Origin of the sequence: Blastopirellula retiformator, from assembly GCF_007859755.1 — a bacterium.
GTDB lineage: Bacteria > Planctomycetota > Planctomycetia > Pirellulales > Pirellulaceae > Blastopirellula > Blastopirellula retiformator.
This window is the reverse complement of record NZ_SJPF01000003.1, coordinates 108976-127742: the sequence shown is the minus strand read 5'-3', so window position 1 is coordinate 127742 and position 18767 is coordinate 108976. Positions and strand designations below refer to the sequence as shown.

Genomic DNA, 18767 nt, shown 5'->3' with positions numbered 1-18767 from the left:
GGCGTTCGATCAAAGCATCGCACTCGCCTATCCGTTACACTAAAGCGCTACGCTTCTCCTCGCAATTCACTCACGCATCTATCTGCCCTGATGTCGACCGAACCAACTCGCCCACAGCGGGAATCGCTCCTCTCTCACTTCGCGGTGACGATCTGCGCGGTGGTGGTGATGTGCGGCGTGCTGGCGATCATCGGCTGGGGAATCGCGTTGGCGTTCGCGCCACCGCCGCCGGATCGCGATGCGACCGACCAGAACGAAACGGTCGCCAAGTTTCGCGAGATCGGGCTCGAAGTCGGCCGCAATGGCGAAGACCAAATCCAAGTCGTCGCCACCCGCTATCCGCTGCTGCTGACCGATCAAGAGCTGGCGATCGTCGACGGCCTGCCAGAGCTCGAAGTGCTCGACCTCCGCGGCGCGCCGATCACCAACCAGGCGCTCGTTCACATCGAGAACCTCCCGAAACTGCAAGAGCTCTATCTCGGCGGCAGCGTCATCACCGACGTCGAGCAAACCCTCTTTCGCACCACCATCACCGACGATGCGTTGCCGCACATCACGAAGCTGAAAACCTTGCGACTTCTCAGCCTGGCTCGCACCGGAGTAACCGACGCCGCGATTCCGCCGCTAGCCGAGCTACCCAATCTAGAAACCTTGTTCCTGGTCGACGTCCAAGTCACCGACGCCGCAATCGACGACCTGGCGAAGCTGAAGTCGCTCAAGCATCTCTACCTGCACGAAACGCCGGTGACGGCCGAAGGCGTGAAGCAGCTGCAAGAACTGCTGCCGGAAACGGATGTGCAACATACGCACTGATGAAGAAAAGCGGAGAAAGGGGTAATGCACATCTTACCTCGATCCATTTTCTGCCGTAGGGTCCGCTATGCGGACCAAGATTCGCCGTTTGGCGGCGTCTTACAATCACGTAGCGCCGCAACCTGCGCCGCCATGGGCGCTTCCACGCGAGATGCATATTGAGCGTCGAGAAGGTTCGTGGTCCGCGCACACAGCGGACCCTACGAGTGATGCCAAACGGAACAAAGCGTCATGTCCATCTCTTCCTCCGCTTTCAGCTTTCCGCTGTCCGCTTTTCTTCCCCCTTCCACGCAAACAACTTCACCCGATTCCCATCCGGGTCGGTCAGCTTCAACTCGCGAAAGTCCTCCGGGTTTTCGCTGGTCACGAGCGGGATGCTCTTGCTATTGAGATGCTCGCGCCAGACGTTGAAGTCGTCGACTTCGATCGCCAGGCTGACGATCGCTTGTCCTTGCTGGGCGTCGTTGCGAGAGAGCAGAGCGATGCGGTAACCTTCGCCAACCAGCAGCGCGTAGCCTTCTTCCGCCTGACGGATGCCGACCTTCAGCTGCAACACGTTCTGGTACCACGCGAGCATCGTCTCGAACCGAGCAGTCCGAATTTCGACGGCGAAGAGTTCCGCTTTCATGGCGCCGCCGACGCATCAAGCGCCGTCAAGATTTCAGCGAGTTGCGGAAAGTCGGCCGAGTGTCGCGGCAAGTGAACCAGCCGGATGACTCCTTGCGAATCGACGACGAATGTCCCTTGCAGCTGGACCAAGTCGTCGCCGGGCGCACGAATGCCGCTTCGCAGTAGCGCGCTGAGGCCGGGCAGCCAGACGCGCGGTCCCGCAATCTCGGAGAAGCCGCCCCGCGGAACGCGAAACGCCTGGTATGCGGTTCGATACGGATCGACCAACACGTCAAACGGCAACTGCATGCTTTCCTGCAGTTGCTGGGCTCGCTCCTGCGGGCCCATCGTGATGAAGACGACGTTCCCCTGGTGTTGGGCAATCTCTTCGTAGTCGAGCTTCAGCTGCTGCGCCCGATCGCGACAGAAGGGACACCCCAGATGCCGAGCAAACTGAATCAGCAGCGGTTGCTTGCTCCAGCGATCGGCCAGCGCGACTGATTCGCCTTGGCAGGATTGCACCTTCACTTGCGGCGCCACGTCGCCGACGACCAGACGGTTTTTTGCTGCGATCGTGTTCATGGTTCGCGTTACTTTTCGGCCGCCGGCTTCTTGGTCTGCTCGGCCGCTTGTTGCTGGAAGAGTTGATACTCCCGCTTCATATACTGGGCCAGTTTCGTTCGATCGACGCCGTACCAGGTTTGCTGCGGCGACCCCGCGTCAAGCTGAACGCGCTGGTCGTACAGTTTGGCCATTTCGGTCAGCAGCTCTTTCTTAGCCATCGGGTCTTGGGCCGACGCTAACTCGGCTTGCAACTGCATCGCTTTCGCGTTGAGGTAGAGCCCACGCGGAATTTGCTTGTCGTCGGCCCGCTGCTGCATGTAGTCGCTGAAGAGACGCAGCGATTCGATCTGCTGCCCCGCCAAGAACTTCATGTAGGCGGTCAGGTCGTTGGGAAGCGCGTGTTGGCCCGGCGAGACGCGCACCTCTTGCGCCGCAGCGGTTACGGAACACGCCAACGTCAACATCCCGATCAAACCGCAAATCAACCAGCTGGACCGCATGAAATCGTCTCCCTCGCCAAACTCGGTAGAAACTCCCTCTAACGGCATTGTATCGGCTGTGCGTCGCAGATTGCACAAAAAGAAGCCGGGAGCGCAGTACAATAAATTCAGAGGTTCGCCACGAACCGAACTAAAGGCGCCGCGACCCCAGCGGCGAAAAAGGAACACGGCAGGCTCTCCTCCCTTGGCCTGCGATCGCTAGCTGCCTGTTGAAAAATGCCATCGTGGCATTTTCCAACCTCGCCAGGCTCAGAGCGTAGCTCTTCGCGGCTCGCAAAATAACGACTTACGTCGTTATTTTGGGATCGCATCCGTTCGATCACGCAGTCCGTCGAGAAAATCAACGGACTGCTAGCGATGATGCCTGACAAAATCGGTGAAAAAAATAGACCCGGCAAATAGAATAGAGCCCCCGGCCGCTTCCCTCGGGCGGTTTGCCTTGCAAGCTAACTAGTTTCCCAATAACAACTTGCGAAGCAATCGGCCTCCCGCAACCCTCTTTTTGAGTACGATCGCCCGTTTCGGCCGCTTCTATGAGTGAACAGTCACCCGATCTGTCAGACGCTGCAATTCAGGCGACTCGCCTGATTCAGACCCACCAAACAGGGGTCTGGCGGTATCTGCGTTCGCTTGGCTGTGACGATCACGAGGCGGAAGACCTGACGCAGGAAACCTTTCTCAAAGTCCTGCAGAAGCCGTTTGACGACTTTGATCGAACCGCCACCGCCGCTTACCTGCGACGGGTCGCGCACAACCTGCTAATCGATCTGCGGCGTCGCCAAAAGCGGCAGATCGTGACTGACGACATCGAGCAGATCGATGCGTTCTGGCAGCAAGTGACGACCGTCGACCAAGGAAAAGAGGTCATCAGCGTGCTGCAGGAATGCATGGACTCGCTGACCGGCCGGGCACAAAAGGCGCTGCGAATGCGATTTGAAAGTCGCAAGTCGCGGCAAGAGATCGCCGATGCGTTGGGCGTGGGCGAACATGGAGCGAAAAACCTGATGCAACGCGCCAAGACGCAACTGCGACAATGCATCGAACGAAAACTGCGTCTCGAAGATCACCTGTCGACCCGTAAGCCATGACCGATCGCGACGATCCACTGATCGACTCTCTGCTCGACGAGCTTTTCCAACAGAAAAGCCCGCCCGATCTGACCGCGCGCATCCTGGCTCAACTTCCGGCGCAACCTCAGACCGATCACACCCAAAACGGCGCGCCGCAACCTGCTCCGATCTCGGCCCCCGTCTATCAAGCCGCGCTGCAGACAAACGGCAATAGTACTGCGACCGCTGAAACTGTTGCTGAGCAGGATGTCACCGAGTCTGGCGTCACCCGCAGTGAGCTGGCTCGCCGCCGCACCGTCTGGGCCCGGCGTCGCCAATGGGCAGCTTCGATTGCGATGTCGATCACGCTGCTCGCCTTGGTCGCGTTTGGCGCCTGGGTGATTCGCAGCAACCAGTTGGAGCAAGAGCGGTTGGCCAACGAAGCGGCAAACCCCGCTGCGAATCCCAACACGAATCTCGCTGTGACGGCCGATCCAGTTAAGCCAGCGACGCCTGACAAGCCGGTCGAGCCCGCTCAGCCATCGCCCCCCAAGACGCAGATGGCCGACAACACCCCGGCGCCAACGATCGTGACGCCGCCGCAGCCGCAAGTCGCCAAGACCGAGCCCCAACCGGACAAACCGGCCGCTACGCCCAACCGCCCGCTGATTGTCGCCGAGCCGATCCCGTCGCTCGCCAAGACCGACGCCCAGGTCGTTACCGAAATCAACGACGCACTCGCCGCCAGTTGGAAAGCGGCCGGCGCCAAGCCGACCGATCACGCGACGCCGGAAGAATGGTGCCGTCGCGTCTATCTGCGTCTGCTCGGCCGGATTCCGACGGTCGACGAGATCAAGTATTTCGCCTCGCAGCGAGGTCGTGACCGCGACGAGAAACTGGTCGACGAGATCTTGTATGGCGAGAAGTATCACGGCGAACTGTCGCAGTACTGGGGCTCGCGTCTGGCCAACACGTTGATCGGTCGCGCCGCCGGCATGAGCGACGGCAGCGAAGTCGACCGAGCCGCCTTTGAGCGTTACCTGGGCGAAAGCCTAGCCGCGGGCAAGTCGTACGATGCGCTGACTCGCGAACTGCTGACCGCCTCCGGCAGCAACAAGCGTGGCGCCGCCGACTACAACCCGGCCGTCAACTTCCTGGGAGCGCTGCTTGATCAAGACGCGACCCTCGCCACCGCCAAGACCTGCCAGGTCTTCCTCGGCCGGCAAGCCCAATGCTCGCAGTGCCACAATCATCCGTGGGATGCCTTCGACCAACGTCAGTACTGGCAGCTCAACGCCTTCTTCCGCCAATCGCATGCGGTGAAGGGGAAGGATAGCCTGGCGGTGGTCGACAAAGACTACGCCCCGCCGGGAGACAAGCCGGAGCAAGGCTTCGTCTACTTCGAGCGGAACAACGGCCTGGTCGACGTCGCCTATCCGCAGTTCCCCGGCCAACAGCCGATTCCGCCCAGCGGACGCGTCAGCGACGTCAATCGCCGCGACTACCTGGCAGAGTACGTTACGCACAGCGACATGTTCGCCGAAGCGACCGTCAACCGGATGTGGCAACACTTCTTCGGCGTTGGCTTTACGCCGCTGGTCGATGATATGGGCGCCCACAACCCGCCATCGCACCCGGATCTGCTCGGCGAACTGTCCGGCGACTTCGCCGCCAGCGGCTTCGACCTGAAGCGACTGATGCGGTGGATCGCCCTGACCGACGCATTCCAGCTTTCGAGTCAAACTTCCAACGATCAAGTTGCCGACCAACCTTACGCCGGTCAGCCGCTGTTTACGCACTACTACACGCGGCGGATGGAAGCGGAACAGTTGTACCAATCGCTGGAGATGGTCGCGCAGTCGCGGCGGACGCCGGCTTTGATCGCCGATCCGGCCGCACGTCATCAATGGCTGGGGCAATTTGCCCGCGAGATGGGTGACGACGAAGGCTCGGTCGAACACGCTTTGGACGGCTACTCGCAGTCGCTCGAAATGATGAACGGCCGCTTGATGGAAAAAGCGACGCGGCTCGACAGCGGCGTCCTAAAGAGCGTCATCAACAGCAGCATGTCTCCTAGCGAGAAAATCGATCACCTCTTTTTGGCCGCCTTGGCTCGCAAGCCGAACGGTCGCGAACGAAAAGCGATCGGGCAAATTCTGTCCGCTCGTCAGAACGAAATGCCCGCGGCGCTCCAAGACGTCTGGTGGGCCCTTTTGAACAGTAACGAGTTTTTGCTCGATCACTAAACGAACACCGGCAAGGCTTATCACCCTTTTTGAATCGGAGAGAGTTCATGTCCATTCCCACCGGGATGTCGCGTCGTCACTTTATGAAGCATATGGCGGGCGCTTCGGCCATGGTCGCTCCGGCGATGATGATGGGCCAATCGATCCGCGCTCACGCCGCGGATCTCACCAGCCGCGGCAAGAGCTGCATCTTGCTTTGGATGGGTGGCGGGCCAAGCACCATGGATATCTGGGACCTCAAGCCGGGCCAAACCACCGGCGGTCCGTTCCGTCCGATTTCGACCGCCGGCGATCTGCAGATCACCGAGCACATGCCGAAGACCGCCAAGGTCATGAACAACCTGTCGGTCGTTCGCTCGATGAGCACCCGCGAAGCCGATCACGGCCGCGGTCGCTACTACATGCACACCGGTTACGTCCCGAACCCGAACATCGAGCACCCAGGCTACGGTTCGGTCATCGCTCACGAGCTGTTCGACCAACGTCCTTACTTGGAAATCCCGCCGTTCGTTTCGGTCGGCGGCGGTAGCGTGGGGCCGGGCTTCCTGGGCATGACTTGGGCGCCGTTCACCGTCAGCAGCAACGGTCAGGTTCGCAATCTGAAGATGCAAGGCATGAGCGACCAAACGCTCGGCAAGCGTCTCGAGATGCTGAAGCTGGTCGAGAATGGTTTCATCAGCCAACGTCGTGGGCCGGCCGCCGAAGATCACGCCAAGATCTTGAACAAGACGGTCAACCTGATGACCAGCGAGCAGATGAAGGCCTTCCGCGTCAACGAAGAGCCCGACGCGATGAAAGAGATGTACGGCGCCAACGGCTTCGGCCAGGGTTGCTTGCTCGCTCGTCGTCTCGTCGAAGCGGGCGTGCCATTCATCGAAGTCGATCTGGGCGGCTGGGACAACCACGCCAACATCTTCAACACCTTGTCCGACAACAAGCTGCCGGTCATGGACCAGGCGATGTCGGCCCTGGTGACCGACCTCGAACAGCGCGGTCTGCTGCAAGACACCACCATCGTCTGGATGGGCGAATTCAGCCGCACCCCGCGGATCAACGGCAACACCGGCCGTGACCACTGGGCCCGCAGCTGGAGCACCGTCGTCGGCGGCGGCGGCATCAACGGCGGCATCGCGGTTGGCGAAACGAGCGCCGACGGTACCCGCGTCGAGACCGAACCATACTCGGCCGAAGACCTGATGGCGACCGTGTGCCGAGCGATGGGCATTTCACTCGAAACGACCTTCACAAGCAAGAACGGCCGTCCGATGAAAATCGCCAACGGCGGTAAGGTGATCAAGGAATTGGTCGTCTAGCACCAAAGCACCGGCGACCTGCTCACCTCACATTCTGGGGTGAACAGGATCCGCCCAGCCGACCGATCCCCGTGGGAAATCTTCGGCTGTAAAGCGCCCCAAGGAGGGATGCGCTGCACCACGCCCCACGGGCCCAGCTATATTTTTTCACTTCTTTCGCAGCCGGAGTCTTCGGAAAGACTCCGGCTTCTTTTCTGCCTGCAGCCGACGCTCGGCTGATGCGTTACCATGTTTCTCTACGGTAGCGCCGATGTTTTCCCCTTGGCCAGATAGACCCGCTCATGAATCCGATCGAAATGCAGCCTGCCGACCAGTACAACACGGCTCTGGTCAAACACGCCCATCCAGCCGATTGGAGCAACCCAATCCCCAGCGGACGGTACAACCTGATTGCGATCGGCGGCGGTTCGGCTGGGATTATCTCGGCGCTGGGCGCCGCCGGCTTGGGAGGCACATCGGCATTGATCGAGCGCGGCCTGTTAGGGGGCGACTGTTTGAACTTCGGCTGCGTGCCGAGCAAGAGCCTGATCCGCTCGGCCCGGGCGGCGCATGCGTTTAAGACCGCTTCCTCCTACGGGATTGATCCGGTCTGTGATCCGCGGGTCGACTTCGAGAAGGTGATGGAGCGAATGCGGCACGCTCGGGCCGACATCTCGCGGCATGACGCGGCCCACCGGTTTGCGAATCTGGGAGTCGACGTCTATCTCGGCTCGGCCAAGTTTGTGGGGCCCGATTCGGTGCATGTTGATGGTCAGACGCTTAAGTTCTCGCGCTGCGTGATCGCCACCGGCAGCCGCCCGCAGATTCCGCCGATCCCCGGGCTGGAAGAGTCCGGCTATCTGACCAACGAGACGATCTTCTCGCTGCCGCAATTGCCGGCGCGATTGGCGGTGCTTGGCATGGGACCGATCGGAACCGAGATGGCGCAGACCTTTCGCCGTTTTGGCAGCGAAGTCCACGCGATCGAGAAACAGTCACGACCGCTGTCGCGAGAAGACCCCGGCGCCAGCGAAGTGATTCGCCAACAGTTGCTTCGCGAAGGAGTCCATCTCTATCTGAATCACCTGGTAACGCGGGTCGAGAAAACCGGCGACGTCACGCGAATCACCATCGAGACCGGCGGCGAGACCAAAGAGATCGAAGTCGACGCGCTGCTCGTAGCGCTGGGACGTCGCCCCAACGTGGAAGGCCTCGGGCTCGACAAAGCGGGCGTCGAGTTCAACAAGCGAGGCGTGATCGTCAACGATCGGCTGCAGACGACCAACCCGCGGATCTTCGCCGCGGGCGACATCGCCGGCAGTTATCAGTTCACGCACGCCGCCGATGCGATGGCCCGAGCCTGTTTACGGAACGCTCTCTTTTACGGCAACGAGCGACTCTCGCACATGGTCATGCCGCGAACGACCTACACCGATCCCGAGGTGGCCCACGTCGGCATGACGCCCGGCGAAGCGCAAGAGCAGGGTATGAAAATCGATAGCTATCGCGAAGAGCTGAAGAACGTCGATCGCGCCGTGGTCGACGGCGAAACGAACGGCTTCGCGGTGGTTCACACCATACGCGGTACCGGCAAGGTGATCGGCGCGACGATCGTGGCGTCGCACGCCGGTGAGATGATCGGCGAGATCACCTTGCTGATGACGACCGGCAAAAAGCTCGATACGCTGGCTAGCCTCATTCATTGCTATCCGACGCAGGTCGAAGTTCTGAAACGGATCGCCGACCAATATCGCCGTACCAAACTGTCGCCGCTGGTGAAAACGTTGTTTCAAAAGTGGCTCGCCTGGCGGCGGCGATAACGATTACTAATCGCCGACGCCGATATCGACGTCAAAGGCCCGCTGCGCCAGCGAGTTCTCATGATGCTCGTGGTGCAGATAACGCTCGGCGAATTTGCGGAAGCGTCCTCGCAACTCGGCGCTGTAGGGCGCCGATTGTTCGTTGGCCGCTTGGCGACACTCGCGGATTTCGTGCAAGAACAACGGGTGCTCGCCTGATAGGCGGGCCGCTTCGTCGGCCAGGTGCGGCGCCCGGAACAGCACGTCGCTCATGTAGCCGCCATCCTCTTCGGCCAGGAAGTGCTCGTACAGACGGTCGTAAAGCTGGTTCAGCTTGTCGGCCAACGAGATCTGCCCAAGTCGTCCATTGTCGTCCGCCGAGAGAACGCAGTGGATATCGTGGAGCAGGTCATGCTCCATGGTGAGCGCATGAAAATCTAACCGTGTGGTGTGCTCTGTCATCGTCCATCCTCCAGCCCAGGATATTGAATTGGTTCGGAGCGGTCATGGGACGCGGCGCCGGCGGCGACAGTGATCACAGGCAGGGCATCTTCAATTATACGTTCACTTCGGAAGCCATATCACCTGATATTTTCGAAATAAGGCGCAAATCCCAACGCCGCTAACCTGCATAGATTTCGACGGCGAAAGTCGCGATGCGCAAACGTTTCGTCTACAATTAGCGACACCCCAGGCAGCGCCGCTCAGCCTGACTCTTCGGCCGCTTGGCCGGAGTTCGCACCCCTAAACGTCTACGGGACTTAATTCGTTGGAAGCCGCCAAAGCGTATGTCGTTCGTCTGCTCTATCGCGCCCGGCCGACCGCCAGCAAACCCCAGATTCTTCAGCGGCTAGAGCAGTTCGCGCCCGACATGGCGCCGCTGGATGGGGACCGCAAAGAGGGGCTGCTCGTCTTCGTCCGCAGCGACGTTCCCTACGAAAAAGCGCAGTGGATCGCCACGCCGTCCCCGCTCGACGAAGCTTCCTGTGACGAGGCCTGGACCGAAGGTCTGGAGCAGGCCTGGAACTGGCCCGAAGCGCCCACCATCGTCAGCGAGTGCAAGTACGAAATCACCGTCGCCGATCTGCGGGCGATCGATCTGCCGCCGGCGCGACGCCTGCAGATGATCCAGCAAGTGGTCGCCGCCATTCTGCACTCAGCGCCATGCGATGCGATCTACTGGACCGCGTCCCGCTCGTTCGTTTCGCCGACCGAGTTCCTAGAGGTGGTCGATTCGCTCGACGCCAATCCGTGGCTCGCCCCGGGCGCGATTCAGATTCGCCAGTTTCGGGTGGTCGAGTACGAAGATGGCGCCGGCGCCGACTCGCACGATGCGCTGCTCGACAGCGTCGGGCTGGGCACGCTGGGCCTACCCGATGTGCAGTGCCACTTTCGCGGCATTGATGCCCAGCAGGTTGTGCCGCTGCTCTACCACGCCGCCTGCACGTTGTTTGAAACCGGCCGAGTCGCCGCCGGCGATGCGGTGGCCGGAATTCGGCCCGGTCAGCTCTGGCGCCATCGGGGGGAAATGTCGCTCGCGCCGCCGCGGAGAACCGTCATCGACATCGCCCCGTCTGGGGGATACAAGGCTGGCATCCGTGACTGATATACGGTGATATCAGGTGATTTATTGCGATATTTCCCGAAAAATGGAAGTTCTCGTGTACAGAGGTGCCCAGTCTGGCTATTCTAAAAGAGAGCCCCAAGAATCGCAAACCCATGCGTAGACAGTGCCGTGACGATCGCATTTGAAAAACTCGTTCCGCCACCTGGACATTCTTTCCGCTGCTTCGAGCGCTCCGCTTTAGAGACGCCAGCCAAGTGGCACCGGCATCCGGAATTGGAAATTACCTTTGTCCCTTATGGCACCGGGACTAGGCTGGTGGGCGATCACGTCGCCCGTTACACGCCGGGCGATTTGGTGCTCTCAGGCGAAAACCTGCCGCACACCTGGCTATCGGACGACTTCGTCGGCAAGAAGTTCGACCGGCACATCGCCTACGTGATTCAGTTCAGCATCGACTTTCTCGGCGCCACGTTCTTCGACGCGCCGGAACTGACCGACGTCCGCATGGCCCTGCAAAAGGCACGTCGCGGGCTCCTCTTCGGCCCCGAAACGACTGCCAAAGTGGGCGAGATCATGAAACGGATGCCCGAAGAGCAAGGGCTGACGCAGTTGATCTCGCTGCTGGAGTGCTTGAACCTGTTGGCCGAAGATGGCGGCGAAGTGCTGGCCAGCGAAGGTTATACGCCTGGCTTCGACAACGCGTCGGACTGGCGAATTGACAAGGCCTGCAACTACATCAATGAACATCTGGAAGACCCCGAGCTGTCGCACGCCGCGATCTGCAAAGAGGTCGACATGAACCCGTCCTCCTTCAGCCGCATGTTCAAGCGAGCGACGGGCCGCACCGTGACGCAGTACGTCAGCGAACTGCGGATCGGCATCGCTTGCCGCCTGCTGATGGAAACCGGCGACAGCATCCTGGACGTTAGCCTGAAGTCAGGCTTCGACAACCTCTCCAGCTTCAACCGCAGCTTCCGCAAGATCAAACAGATGACTCCGCGCGAGTATCGCTCGACCTTCCTCGAAGCGAACAAGACCTCGGCCTTGCCGGTCTAGAGGTCTGCTGGGTTTTGACCCAGCCTAAGTGGAGACGCCTTTTGCCGTTTTCCGCTTTTCTTCCGCCCCTCCAAGAAACGACCAAAGGCTCGCTGTGGGGCGAGCCTTTAGTTTCGTTTGCTGGTGGTTCGCCCGTTAGACGTTGACCCATTGGCGGGACTTGCCGCTTTCCAGGACGGCGTCGCAGACCTTGGCGGTTTCCAGGGCGCTCTTGAAGGTCGGTTCGCACGGCTTCCCTTCTTCCAGGGCTTTCAGGAAGTCGGCGACCTGGTGGACGAAGCTATGTTCGTAGCCGATGATCAGGCCCGGCACCCACCAGTGATCCATGTAGGGATGTTCGCCGTCGGTGACGTGGATCGACTTCCAACCGCGCTGCGGACCTTCGTCGGAGTGATCGTACATCTCCAGGCGGTTCAGGTCGTGCAGGTCCCAGCGGAGCGACGCGTCGGCGCCGTTGATCTCGAACGTGTAGAGCGCCTTGTGGCCGCGGGCATAGCGGGTCGACTCGAACAGGCCGAGCGAGCCGTTCTCGAAGTGGCACATGAACGCACAGGCGTCATCGATGCCGACTTTCTCGACCTTGCCGGTGCCGGTGTGCATCCGCTCTTTGATGAAGGTCTCGGTCATCGCAGTGACGTCGCTGATGCCGCCGTTGAGCCAGATCGCCGTATCGATGCAGTGAGCGAGCAAGTCGCCGGTGACGCCAGAACCCGCCGCAGCGGCGTCCAAACGCCATAGACCTGCTCCGCCTTGGGGAAGATCGGCGTTGATCGTCCAGTCTTGCAGGAAGTTGGCGCGATAGTGGAAGATCTTGCCGAGCTTGCCGCTATCGATAATCTGCTTGGCCAAGGTGACCGCCGGCAAACGGCGATAGTTGTACCAGACGGTATTGGCGACGCCGGCCTGCTCGACCGCGGCGACCATCTCCTCCCCTTCGGGCGTGGTCCGCGAAATCGGTTTCTCGCACAAAATCATCTTGCCTGCCTTGGCGGCGGCAATCGAGATCGGAGCATGCGTATCATTCGGCGTGCAGATATCGATCGCGTCAATATCATCACGAGCAATCAGCTTTTCAAAGTCGGTCTCGTACGACTCATAACCCCACTGCTCGGAGAAGGCCTTGGTCTTGTCTTCGCTACGGCCGCAGACAGCCTTAAGGACCGGGGTGATGCCGAGTTCGGGAAAGAAGTCAGCGACGCGCTTGTAACCATTGGTGTGAGTACGGCCCATGAAGCCGTAGCCGACGAGGCCGATGTTGAGGGGCTTTTTTGACATGTATTGATTACCTTTCGGAAAAGGGGTGTTGAATTGGCGTAGATGCTGCGAAATTTCTAATGAAATCCGAAGCTCGAATTCGGAGGTTAGCAGTTGCGGAAAATCGTCGCGAATATCAGGTGAAGTTCTTTGGCCTCTTGCCAAATCTTGCGACATTCCTCTTTTCTTTCGGGATCTGCCGTCGCGAGCATGCGAAGCCAGTGCTTCGTTTCCCGAGTTTCTCGTTTGCACATGCTGATGCGATATTTGAATTCCTTCTTTGAGCCAGCGTCGTCCGCTTCGCAGTAGTTTGCGCCGACGCTGGTGGCGGATCGAACTGCCTGTTGAATGAGTGGTCGTGTAACCGAGTTTTCCGGAATCGTGCGAAGAAATCGAATCGCCGCCTTGCCAAACCGCGCCGTTCGTTCTTCTAGATCGAACGATCGCTTCGATGGGACGCCTTCGTCATTCATTAGACAGTAAAGCATCCACCGGCGGAGCCGGTGGCTTTCAGGATAAGCCCCAGAGGGGCATGAAATGCCTTGCCCCCTGAGGAGGCAAGGACTTTTGATGGCTGCCGTCGAATGGCTTTCCGTTACTTACGTTTTTCCTGGGCCTCTTGGTACTTCACATACTTGCGGATTTTCTCCGCGTCCAAACCAACCGTGTCGACACAGTAGCCTCGAGCCCAGAAGTGATTACCCCAATAGGGTTTTTGCTTCAAATGCCGGAACTTGTTCAAAACGCGGATGGCAGTTCGACCTTTTAACGTTCCCATGAACTCCGAAATCGAAACTTTAGGCGGCACCATCGCCAACAGGTGGACGTGGTCGGGCTGAATATTCAACTCGACGATCTCCGCTCCGAGCCGTTCCGAAAACGCCCGAATGCAAAGTTCCACTTCATGACTGATCGGACCGCTCAGAATTCGGTAGCGATACTTGGGAACCCAAACTAAGTGATACTGGCAGTGCCAAATGGCATGTGATAATCTGCGAAATCGTGACATCGGTTTACTCCTTTCAAAAGCTGCGACGACAGCCAATGTTGGGAGTAAACCGTTTTTTTGTGACCGTTCAACTGGCAGAGCCGTTGAACTCTGACCACGCCCAAAGGGCGTGGATCTCTAGGATGGAATTAGACATTCGTCATTTACGCCCAACCATGGGCCCCCCGCACCTTCACCATCGCATCCAAGATCGTATTCCACGTCCCGCTTTGCTCCAGCATTTCATTGGGGAACATGCAGCCGTCCCAGCAGATGTGCTTGATGCCGCGGTCTTTGGCGCCTTCGAGCCAGTAGCCGGAGCACTTGGTGATGTCGAGTTTGCCGTTGGGGTCGTCGGCGGGGCAGTGGCGGCCTGTCTTGTCGTGGGCGCCGGTGCCGTGGACGGTGCCGTCGTTTTGGGCGACGTGGAAGTCGATCGTCCACGGCCGCAACGCGTCGGTCATGGTCTTGTAGGCGGCGTAGAATTCTTCTTCGCTATAGCCATCTTTCAGCAGGGCGTGTTCCGGGGCGTTGTAACCCATCAGGTAGAGATACGTGTGGGCCAGGTCGGCTTGGAACCCAACTGTTTGCGGCATGTCGACCGCTTCGAGCAGGTTCAACACATCGCGCCACGAGTGCATGCCGGCCCAGCAGATTTCGCCTTCGGCAGCCAGGCGCTCGCCATAGCCGGCGGCGATTTTGCCTGCTTCTTGGAAGGTGGCGGCGATCTTGGCGGTGCTGCCGGCCGGGTCTTCAAACCAGGTCTCGGTACCGGTCGCCGAGTCGATCCGGATCACGCCATACTCGCGGACGCCATGATCATTGAAGATCTTGGCGATGCGGCACGCCTTTTCGATCGCCAGTTTGAACTTCTCGGTATCTTCGGTGCTGCCCATCGCCGAAGCGCCGACGGTGCCGGGCCAGACCGGGGCGACCAGCGAGCCGATCTTCAGGCCGTGCGAAGCGACCTTGTCGGCCAGCGCCTTCAGTTCGTCTTCCGAGGCGTCAGGGTCGGTGTGCGGATGAAACAGGAAGCAGTCGATCCCTTCAAACTTCTGGCCGTTCACTTCGGCGGCGGCGGTCAGCTCGAGCATCCGGTCCAGACTGATCGGCGGATGGTCAGACCCTTCTTCTTTGCCGACCAGGCCAGGCCACATCGCGTTATGAAGCTTCGGCATTGCGTGGGTAGCGTCGCTCATTTTTCATCCCTTGCAGAAACGGTAGTGATCGAGTGATGGGGTGGGCGTCGCAAAGCGACAAAAAAGCCCCGAGCGAACGTGGCTCTGGGGCTCGGTAGATCAGGCGGTCTTACGACTTGCGGAAGTCGCCAACGGCCGGCAGGTTGTCATGGACGTGCGGCCCGAAGTAACGGAGCCCGACCAGCGGCTCGCTGCCGGTGTTTTCGATTTCGACGCCAGCGTTCGCCGCTTCGTGCGAGATGAAGACTTCGTCCTCGGTCTCGGCGCCAAAGCGAATCATGGCCGGGGTCTGCAGCTTCAGCTTACCCATGCGGCCGCTCCCTTGGACGGTGATCCAGCCGCTGGCGCCGGGGTCCTGAAGCGTGCACTTGGCGCCAGGCTCGACCGTCAGTTCTTTCGAGCTGAAGAGTTGCTCGCCATCGACCGTGCCGTACACGACCCAGCGATCGGTGTAGCCTTGGCCGCTGCGCGACTCGTCAATGATCGGCTCTAGATAGTTGTTGGCCTTGAAGTTGGGGTCGACGTTCTTTTCCCAGTCGAGCTGGCCCATGATGAAGTCGAGGTCCTGGTGCTTCTCTTCCGGCATATCTTTGACCAGCAGCGACCAGGGGACCTCGCGCCCTTCGACAAGCGACTGGAACATCCCGAAGACGTCGCTGCCCCATTGCGGTTCGTAGGTGCAAAGCGAGCCGGGGGCGTGCAGCACGCCAGGCGGAATCAACCAGCCGGTCCCCCGCTTCAGGCGATGGGCTTGCGAAAGGTAGAGGATGCCGTTGTCCCCCTTGTTCCAATCTTCGAGACACTTGCGGAGCTGCGACTTCGTCGTGTCGGGCGTCAAACCCATGAAGGTGTAGGCGAAGTTGTTGTCGACATTGTTCAACTGCGGCGGGAAGTAGTAACTTTCGGGCTTTCCTTCCTGACCGACGAGCGCGGCGTCTTTGTGACTTTGATGGAAGTGGTGCGGGATCGGCCCCATGTTGTCGAAGAACTTCGAGTAGATCGGCCAGCGGTTGTACTTGCTGAACATCTCTTTGCCGATCAAGCGATCGCCCAGCTCGGCAACCGCCTCTTTCAGCAGGAAGTGCTGACCTTCAAACAGCGCGAAGCTTTGTCCTTCGTACCAGACCCGCCCCTCGTTGGCGGCATCGGTGGTGCTGGCGAACCAACGTTCGTCGATACCGCCGCGCTCGGCGCCATAGGCGTACCAATCATCTGGATGCAGTTTGATGCGCTTGCCGGGATGCAAGAAGCTGCGGGGGACCCAGTTCGGCGAGAGCCGCAACAGACCTTCGCCGGCATCCAAAGCACGATCGAGAATCGGGGCGACGCTGTCCCCTTTCACCACGTTTTCGATCATCGCGTTCTTGTCTCTCTGTGTAAGATGGAGCGACTTGCGGGGCGATGGCGGATGTCGGAAACAATCAAAAAATTTGTCGTCGCCGACAGCGACTCGCGGCTCGCTTTACGCCCCCAGGGCGTAATCTAGATCTCTCGCGAAACGCCTGTTTTAGCAGGTTTTTTGGCCATCGCAAGTAAACGGGCTTCCCTTAACGCCGGGACAATGCTGGAATGGTTGTCTTTAGCGCAGTAGCGTGATCGCGGTGTCGAAAAGCGCCAAAAAATTGTCTTGAACACACTAAACAGTTTGGGGGCCCGGGATGACGAGCATGTTTTGGACGTTGTTGGACGCCGAGAACAACCTTGCTTTGGAGACGCCGGAAGGGGAAGTCGCGACGCTGGCGCGCGAGCCGTTCGGCGACGTGTCGATTCGGAAGTGGACGATGCTCGGCGGCATGTCTCAAGGGGTCGACGTCGTTGAAGTGACCAGCGGCCACTTTCGCATGCGGATCTTGCCGACCCGCGGCATGGGCGTTTGGGACGCACACTGCGACGGCGTGCGGATCGGTTGGAACTCGCCGGTCACTTCGCCGGTTCATCCCGGCCTGGTGCCGATTGCCGAACCAAGCGGCATCGGTTGGCTCGAAGGCTTTAACGAACTGCTGGTCCGCTGCGGTTTGCAAAGCAACGGTGCGCCGGAGTTCGATCCGCAAACGCATCAGCTGCTTTACCCGCTGCATGGCCGCATCGCCAACAAGCCGGCGCAAAAGGTGACCGCCGAGATCACCGACGATGGCGAGATCGTCATTCGGGGCGAAGTCTACGAGACCCGCGTCTTGGCCTACAACGTCAAGCTAACGGTTGAGTATCGGATTGGGCGCGGTGAGAAAGGGTTTTGCCTGACCGACACGATCACCAATCTGTCGGCGCAGTCCTGCGAAGCGCAGTTGTTGTATCACATCAACCTGGGCGCGCCGCTGCTGGCCGAAGGAGCGACCGCGGTGTTGCCGGCCAAGAAGATCGTGCCGCGAAATGATCACTCGGCGGGCGAGATCGCCAGTTGGGATCGTTATCGCGGCCCGCAGGCTGGCTTTGAAGAGATGGTCTACTTCTGCGAGAACGCCGCCGGGAGCGATGGCCTGACGCGGACGATGCTGAAAAGCGCCAGCGGCGATCGGGGCGTCTCGGTATCGTACGACGCCACGAATCTCCCCTGCTTCTCGCTCTGGAAAAACACGGCGGCCGAGGCGGATGGCTATGTCACGGGACTCGAGCCGGCGACCAACTTCCCGAACCCGCGTTCGTTTGAAGGGAAGCAAGATCGGGTGGTGAAACTGCCGCCGGGCGGCGAGGTGAATTTCGAGATTCAACTCGGCTTTCATGAAGGAGCGGAATCGGTTGCCGAGATGGAACAATCGATTCGCTCGGCAGCGCCGGAGCCGCCGCAGCTATTGGATGGGCCTCACCCGTTGTGGTGTGCGTAAGTGTAGTCGCGGGGCTCTTCTGGCGTGTGCCACTGCTGGCTTGCCCAGCAATAGATACCTGGTACCCGCTACGCACTGCTGGACAAGCCAGCAGTGGCACACGTGTCTTGAGCTAATTGCTGCCCAACAATCGACTACTTTTCCCCAAACGTCAGGGTCGTCGTGACTGGGCAGTGATCGGACGGGTAACGGCCGGAGTCGCTTTTCCAGCGGTCGATCGTCGTGTCGGACGCGGTGAAGCTGGGGGAGTGGAAGATCCAGTCGATCCGGGCGCCGCTGTCGCGATCACTCCAGCCGTTGAACGTCCAGGCCGAGCCTTTCCAGTTGGCCGCGTCCCAGGCGTCTTTCAAATAGCCGCTAAGCGCCTTGTGGGGCGGCGAGCCGGCGTCGGCGTTGAAGTCGCCCGTCAAGATGACCGGGCCGCTGTCGTCGGCGGCTTTCATTAACGCGACCAGCAGCTTGGCTGATTCGGTGCGGGCCGTGGCGCCGCGATGATCGAAGTGGGCGTTCCAATACGTGAACGTGCGGCCTGACTGCTTGTCGCGCAGCTTCACCCACGAGGCGATACGCGGTAGCGACGAGTCCCAGCTGACCGAACCGATCTTCTGCGGCGTTTCGCTCAGCGCGACGCTCCCCTGATCGAGCCGCTCAAACCGCGACTTGCGATAAAAAATCGCACACTCTTCTCCCTTGGTCCCCTTACCTTCGCGACTGACGGCGTAGCAATCGTACTGCGGCAGGTTTTCACGCAGGTACGCTTCCTGAAACGGCAGGCACTCTTGCGTCCCCAGCAGGTCGGGGTCGTATCGCTTGATCGTATTGACCACCAGCGGCTTGCGCAGGTCCCAACGGTTTTCGCCATCATTGGCGGCGCCATACCGAATGTTGAACGACATGACGCCGAGCGAATTTTGGGATTCAGCCGACATGACAAGCGAGGGGGTCAGGGCCAACGACGCCAGGCAAACAAGCGAGAAAATACGTAACACCAGTGAAAACTCCGCGGGTT

18 protein-coding genes are annotated in these 18767 nt (G+C 59.9%); 8 read left to right on the top strand and 10 right to left on the bottom strand.

Going from position 1 to position 18767, the window contains the following annotated elements:
• Nucleotides 1-90 precede the first annotated feature (90 nt).
• Nucleotides 91-813, top strand: a complete 723-nt coding sequence (locus tag Enr8_RS12265; RefSeq protein ID WP_146431909.1) for a leucine-rich repeat domain-containing protein — start codon at nt 91-93, stop codon at nt 811-813.
• A 253-nt stretch (nt 814-1066) separates the two neighbouring features.
• Here the strand turns inward: Enr8_RS12265 and Enr8_RS12260 are convergent, their stop codons facing one another.
• Genes Enr8_RS12260 through Enr8_RS12250 form a run of 3 tightly spaced genes read right to left on the bottom strand, consistent with a single transcriptional unit; the run spans nt 1067 to nt 2486 of the window.
• A complete protein-coding gene (locus Enr8_RS12260; RefSeq protein ID WP_146431907.1) occupies nt 1067-1441 on the bottom strand; it encodes a VOC family protein in 375 nt (124 codons plus the stop codon).
• A complete protein-coding gene (locus Enr8_RS12255; protein ID WP_146431906.1) occupies nt 1438-2004 on the bottom strand; it encodes a peroxiredoxin-like family protein in 567 nt (188 codons plus the stop codon). Before Enr8_RS12255 ends, Enr8_RS12260 begins: the two co-directional genes overlap by 4 nt.
• An 8-nt stretch (nt 2005-2012) precedes the next feature.
• Nucleotides 2013-2486, bottom strand: a complete 474-nt coding sequence (locus Enr8_RS12250) for a hypothetical protein (protein WP_146431904.1) — start codon at nt 2484-2486, stop codon at nt 2013-2015.
• 533 nt (nt 2487-3019) lie between these two features.
• Here Enr8_RS12250 and Enr8_RS12245 point away from each other — a divergent pair.
• The 4 genes from Enr8_RS12245 (at nt 3020) to Enr8_RS12230 (ending at nt 8893) form a co-directional block, all read left to right on the top strand.
• Nucleotides 3020-3574, top strand: coding sequence for an RNA polymerase sigma factor (locus Enr8_RS12245; RefSeq protein ID WP_146431902.1), 555 nt, complete (start codon nt 3020-3022; stop codon nt 3572-3574).
• Entirely contained in the window at nt 3571-5781 is a 2211-nt protein-coding gene (locus Enr8_RS12240) for a DUF1549 domain-containing protein (RefSeq protein ID WP_146431900.1), read from the top strand. The genes Enr8_RS12245 and Enr8_RS12240 overlap by 4 nt, the downstream gene beginning before the upstream one ends.
• A gap of 47 nt (nt 5782-5828) precedes the next feature.
• Nucleotides 5829-7094 (top strand): DUF1501 domain-containing protein, encoded by a 1266-nt coding sequence (locus Enr8_RS12235; RefSeq protein ID WP_246120065.1) that lies wholly within the window; start codon nt 5829-5831, stop codon nt 7092-7094.
• Nucleotides 7095-7375: 281 nt separating this feature from the next.
• Complete coding sequence (locus Enr8_RS12230; RefSeq protein WP_146431898.1) at nt 7376-8893, top strand: mercuric reductase; 1518 nt, start codon at nt 7376-7378, stop codon at nt 8891-8893.
• A 6-nt stretch (nt 8894-8899) separates the two neighbouring features.
• On the opposite strand, the gene Enr8_RS12225 is transcribed toward Enr8_RS12230, so the two are convergent.
• Entirely contained in the window at nt 8900-9334 is a 435-nt protein-coding gene (locus Enr8_RS12225) for a hypothetical protein (protein WP_146431896.1), read from the bottom strand.
• A 307-nt stretch (nt 9335-9641) separates the two neighbouring features.
• Here Enr8_RS12225 and Enr8_RS12220 point away from each other — a divergent pair, with 307 nt between their 5' ends.
• Together Enr8_RS12220 and Enr8_RS12215 are read left to right on the top strand one after the other, a co-directional pair.
• Nucleotides 9642-10478, top strand: coding sequence for a DUF4261 domain-containing protein (locus Enr8_RS12220; protein WP_146431894.1), 837 nt, complete (start codon nt 9642-9644; stop codon nt 10476-10478).
• Between the two features lie 276 nt (nt 10479-10754).
• Complete coding sequence (locus tag Enr8_RS12215) at nt 10755-11495, top strand: helix-turn-helix domain-containing protein (protein ID WP_246120064.1); 741 nt, start codon at nt 10755-10757, stop codon at nt 11493-11495.
• 135 nt (nt 11496-11630) lie between these two features.
• Here Enr8_RS12215 and Enr8_RS12210 read toward each other — a convergent pair whose 3' ends face one another.
• The 5 genes from Enr8_RS12210 to Enr8_RS12190 form a co-directional block, all read right to left on the bottom strand.
• Nucleotides 11631-12770, bottom strand: coding sequence for a Gfo/Idh/MocA family protein (locus Enr8_RS12210; RefSeq protein WP_146431890.1), 1140 nt, complete (start codon nt 12768-12770; stop codon nt 11631-11633).
• Between the two features lie 86 nt (nt 12771-12856).
• Nucleotides 12857-13222, bottom strand: coding sequence for a four helix bundle protein (locus tag Enr8_RS12205; RefSeq protein WP_146431888.1), 366 nt, complete (start codon nt 13220-13222; stop codon nt 12857-12859).
• 122 nt (nt 13223-13344) lie between these two features.
• Nucleotides 13345-13758, bottom strand: coding sequence for an IS200/IS605 family transposase (gene tnpA / locus Enr8_RS12200; RefSeq protein WP_146431886.1), 414 nt, complete (start codon nt 13756-13758; stop codon nt 13345-13347).
• Between the two features lie 143 nt (nt 13759-13901).
• Nucleotides 13902-14936 carry a sugar phosphate isomerase/epimerase family protein gene (locus Enr8_RS12195; RefSeq protein WP_146431884.1) on the bottom strand — a complete coding sequence of 345 codons (1035 nt, stop codon included), beginning with the start codon at nt 14934-14936 and terminating at the stop codon, nt 13902-13904.
• Nucleotides 14937-15045: 109 nt separating this feature from the next.
• A complete protein-coding gene (locus tag Enr8_RS12190; RefSeq protein WP_146431882.1) occupies nt 15046-16293 on the bottom strand; it encodes a cupin domain-containing protein in 1248 nt (415 codons plus the stop codon).
• Between the two features lie 301 nt (nt 16294-16594).
• On the opposite strand from Enr8_RS12190, the gene Enr8_RS12185 reads away from it, so the two are divergent.
• On the top strand, nt 16595-17758 hold the full coding sequence (locus Enr8_RS12185; RefSeq protein WP_146431880.1) for an aldose 1-epimerase family protein: 1164 nt from the start codon (nt 16595-16597) through the stop codon (nt 17756-17758).
• A gap of 134 nt (nt 17759-17892) precedes the next feature.
• Here the strand turns inward: Enr8_RS12185 and Enr8_RS12180 are convergent, their stop codons facing one another.
• Nucleotides 17893-18687, bottom strand: a complete 795-nt coding sequence (locus Enr8_RS12180) for an endonuclease/exonuclease/phosphatase family protein (protein ID WP_186767612.1) — start codon at nt 18685-18687, stop codon at nt 17893-17895.
• Nucleotides 18688-18767: the final 80 nt, after the last annotated feature.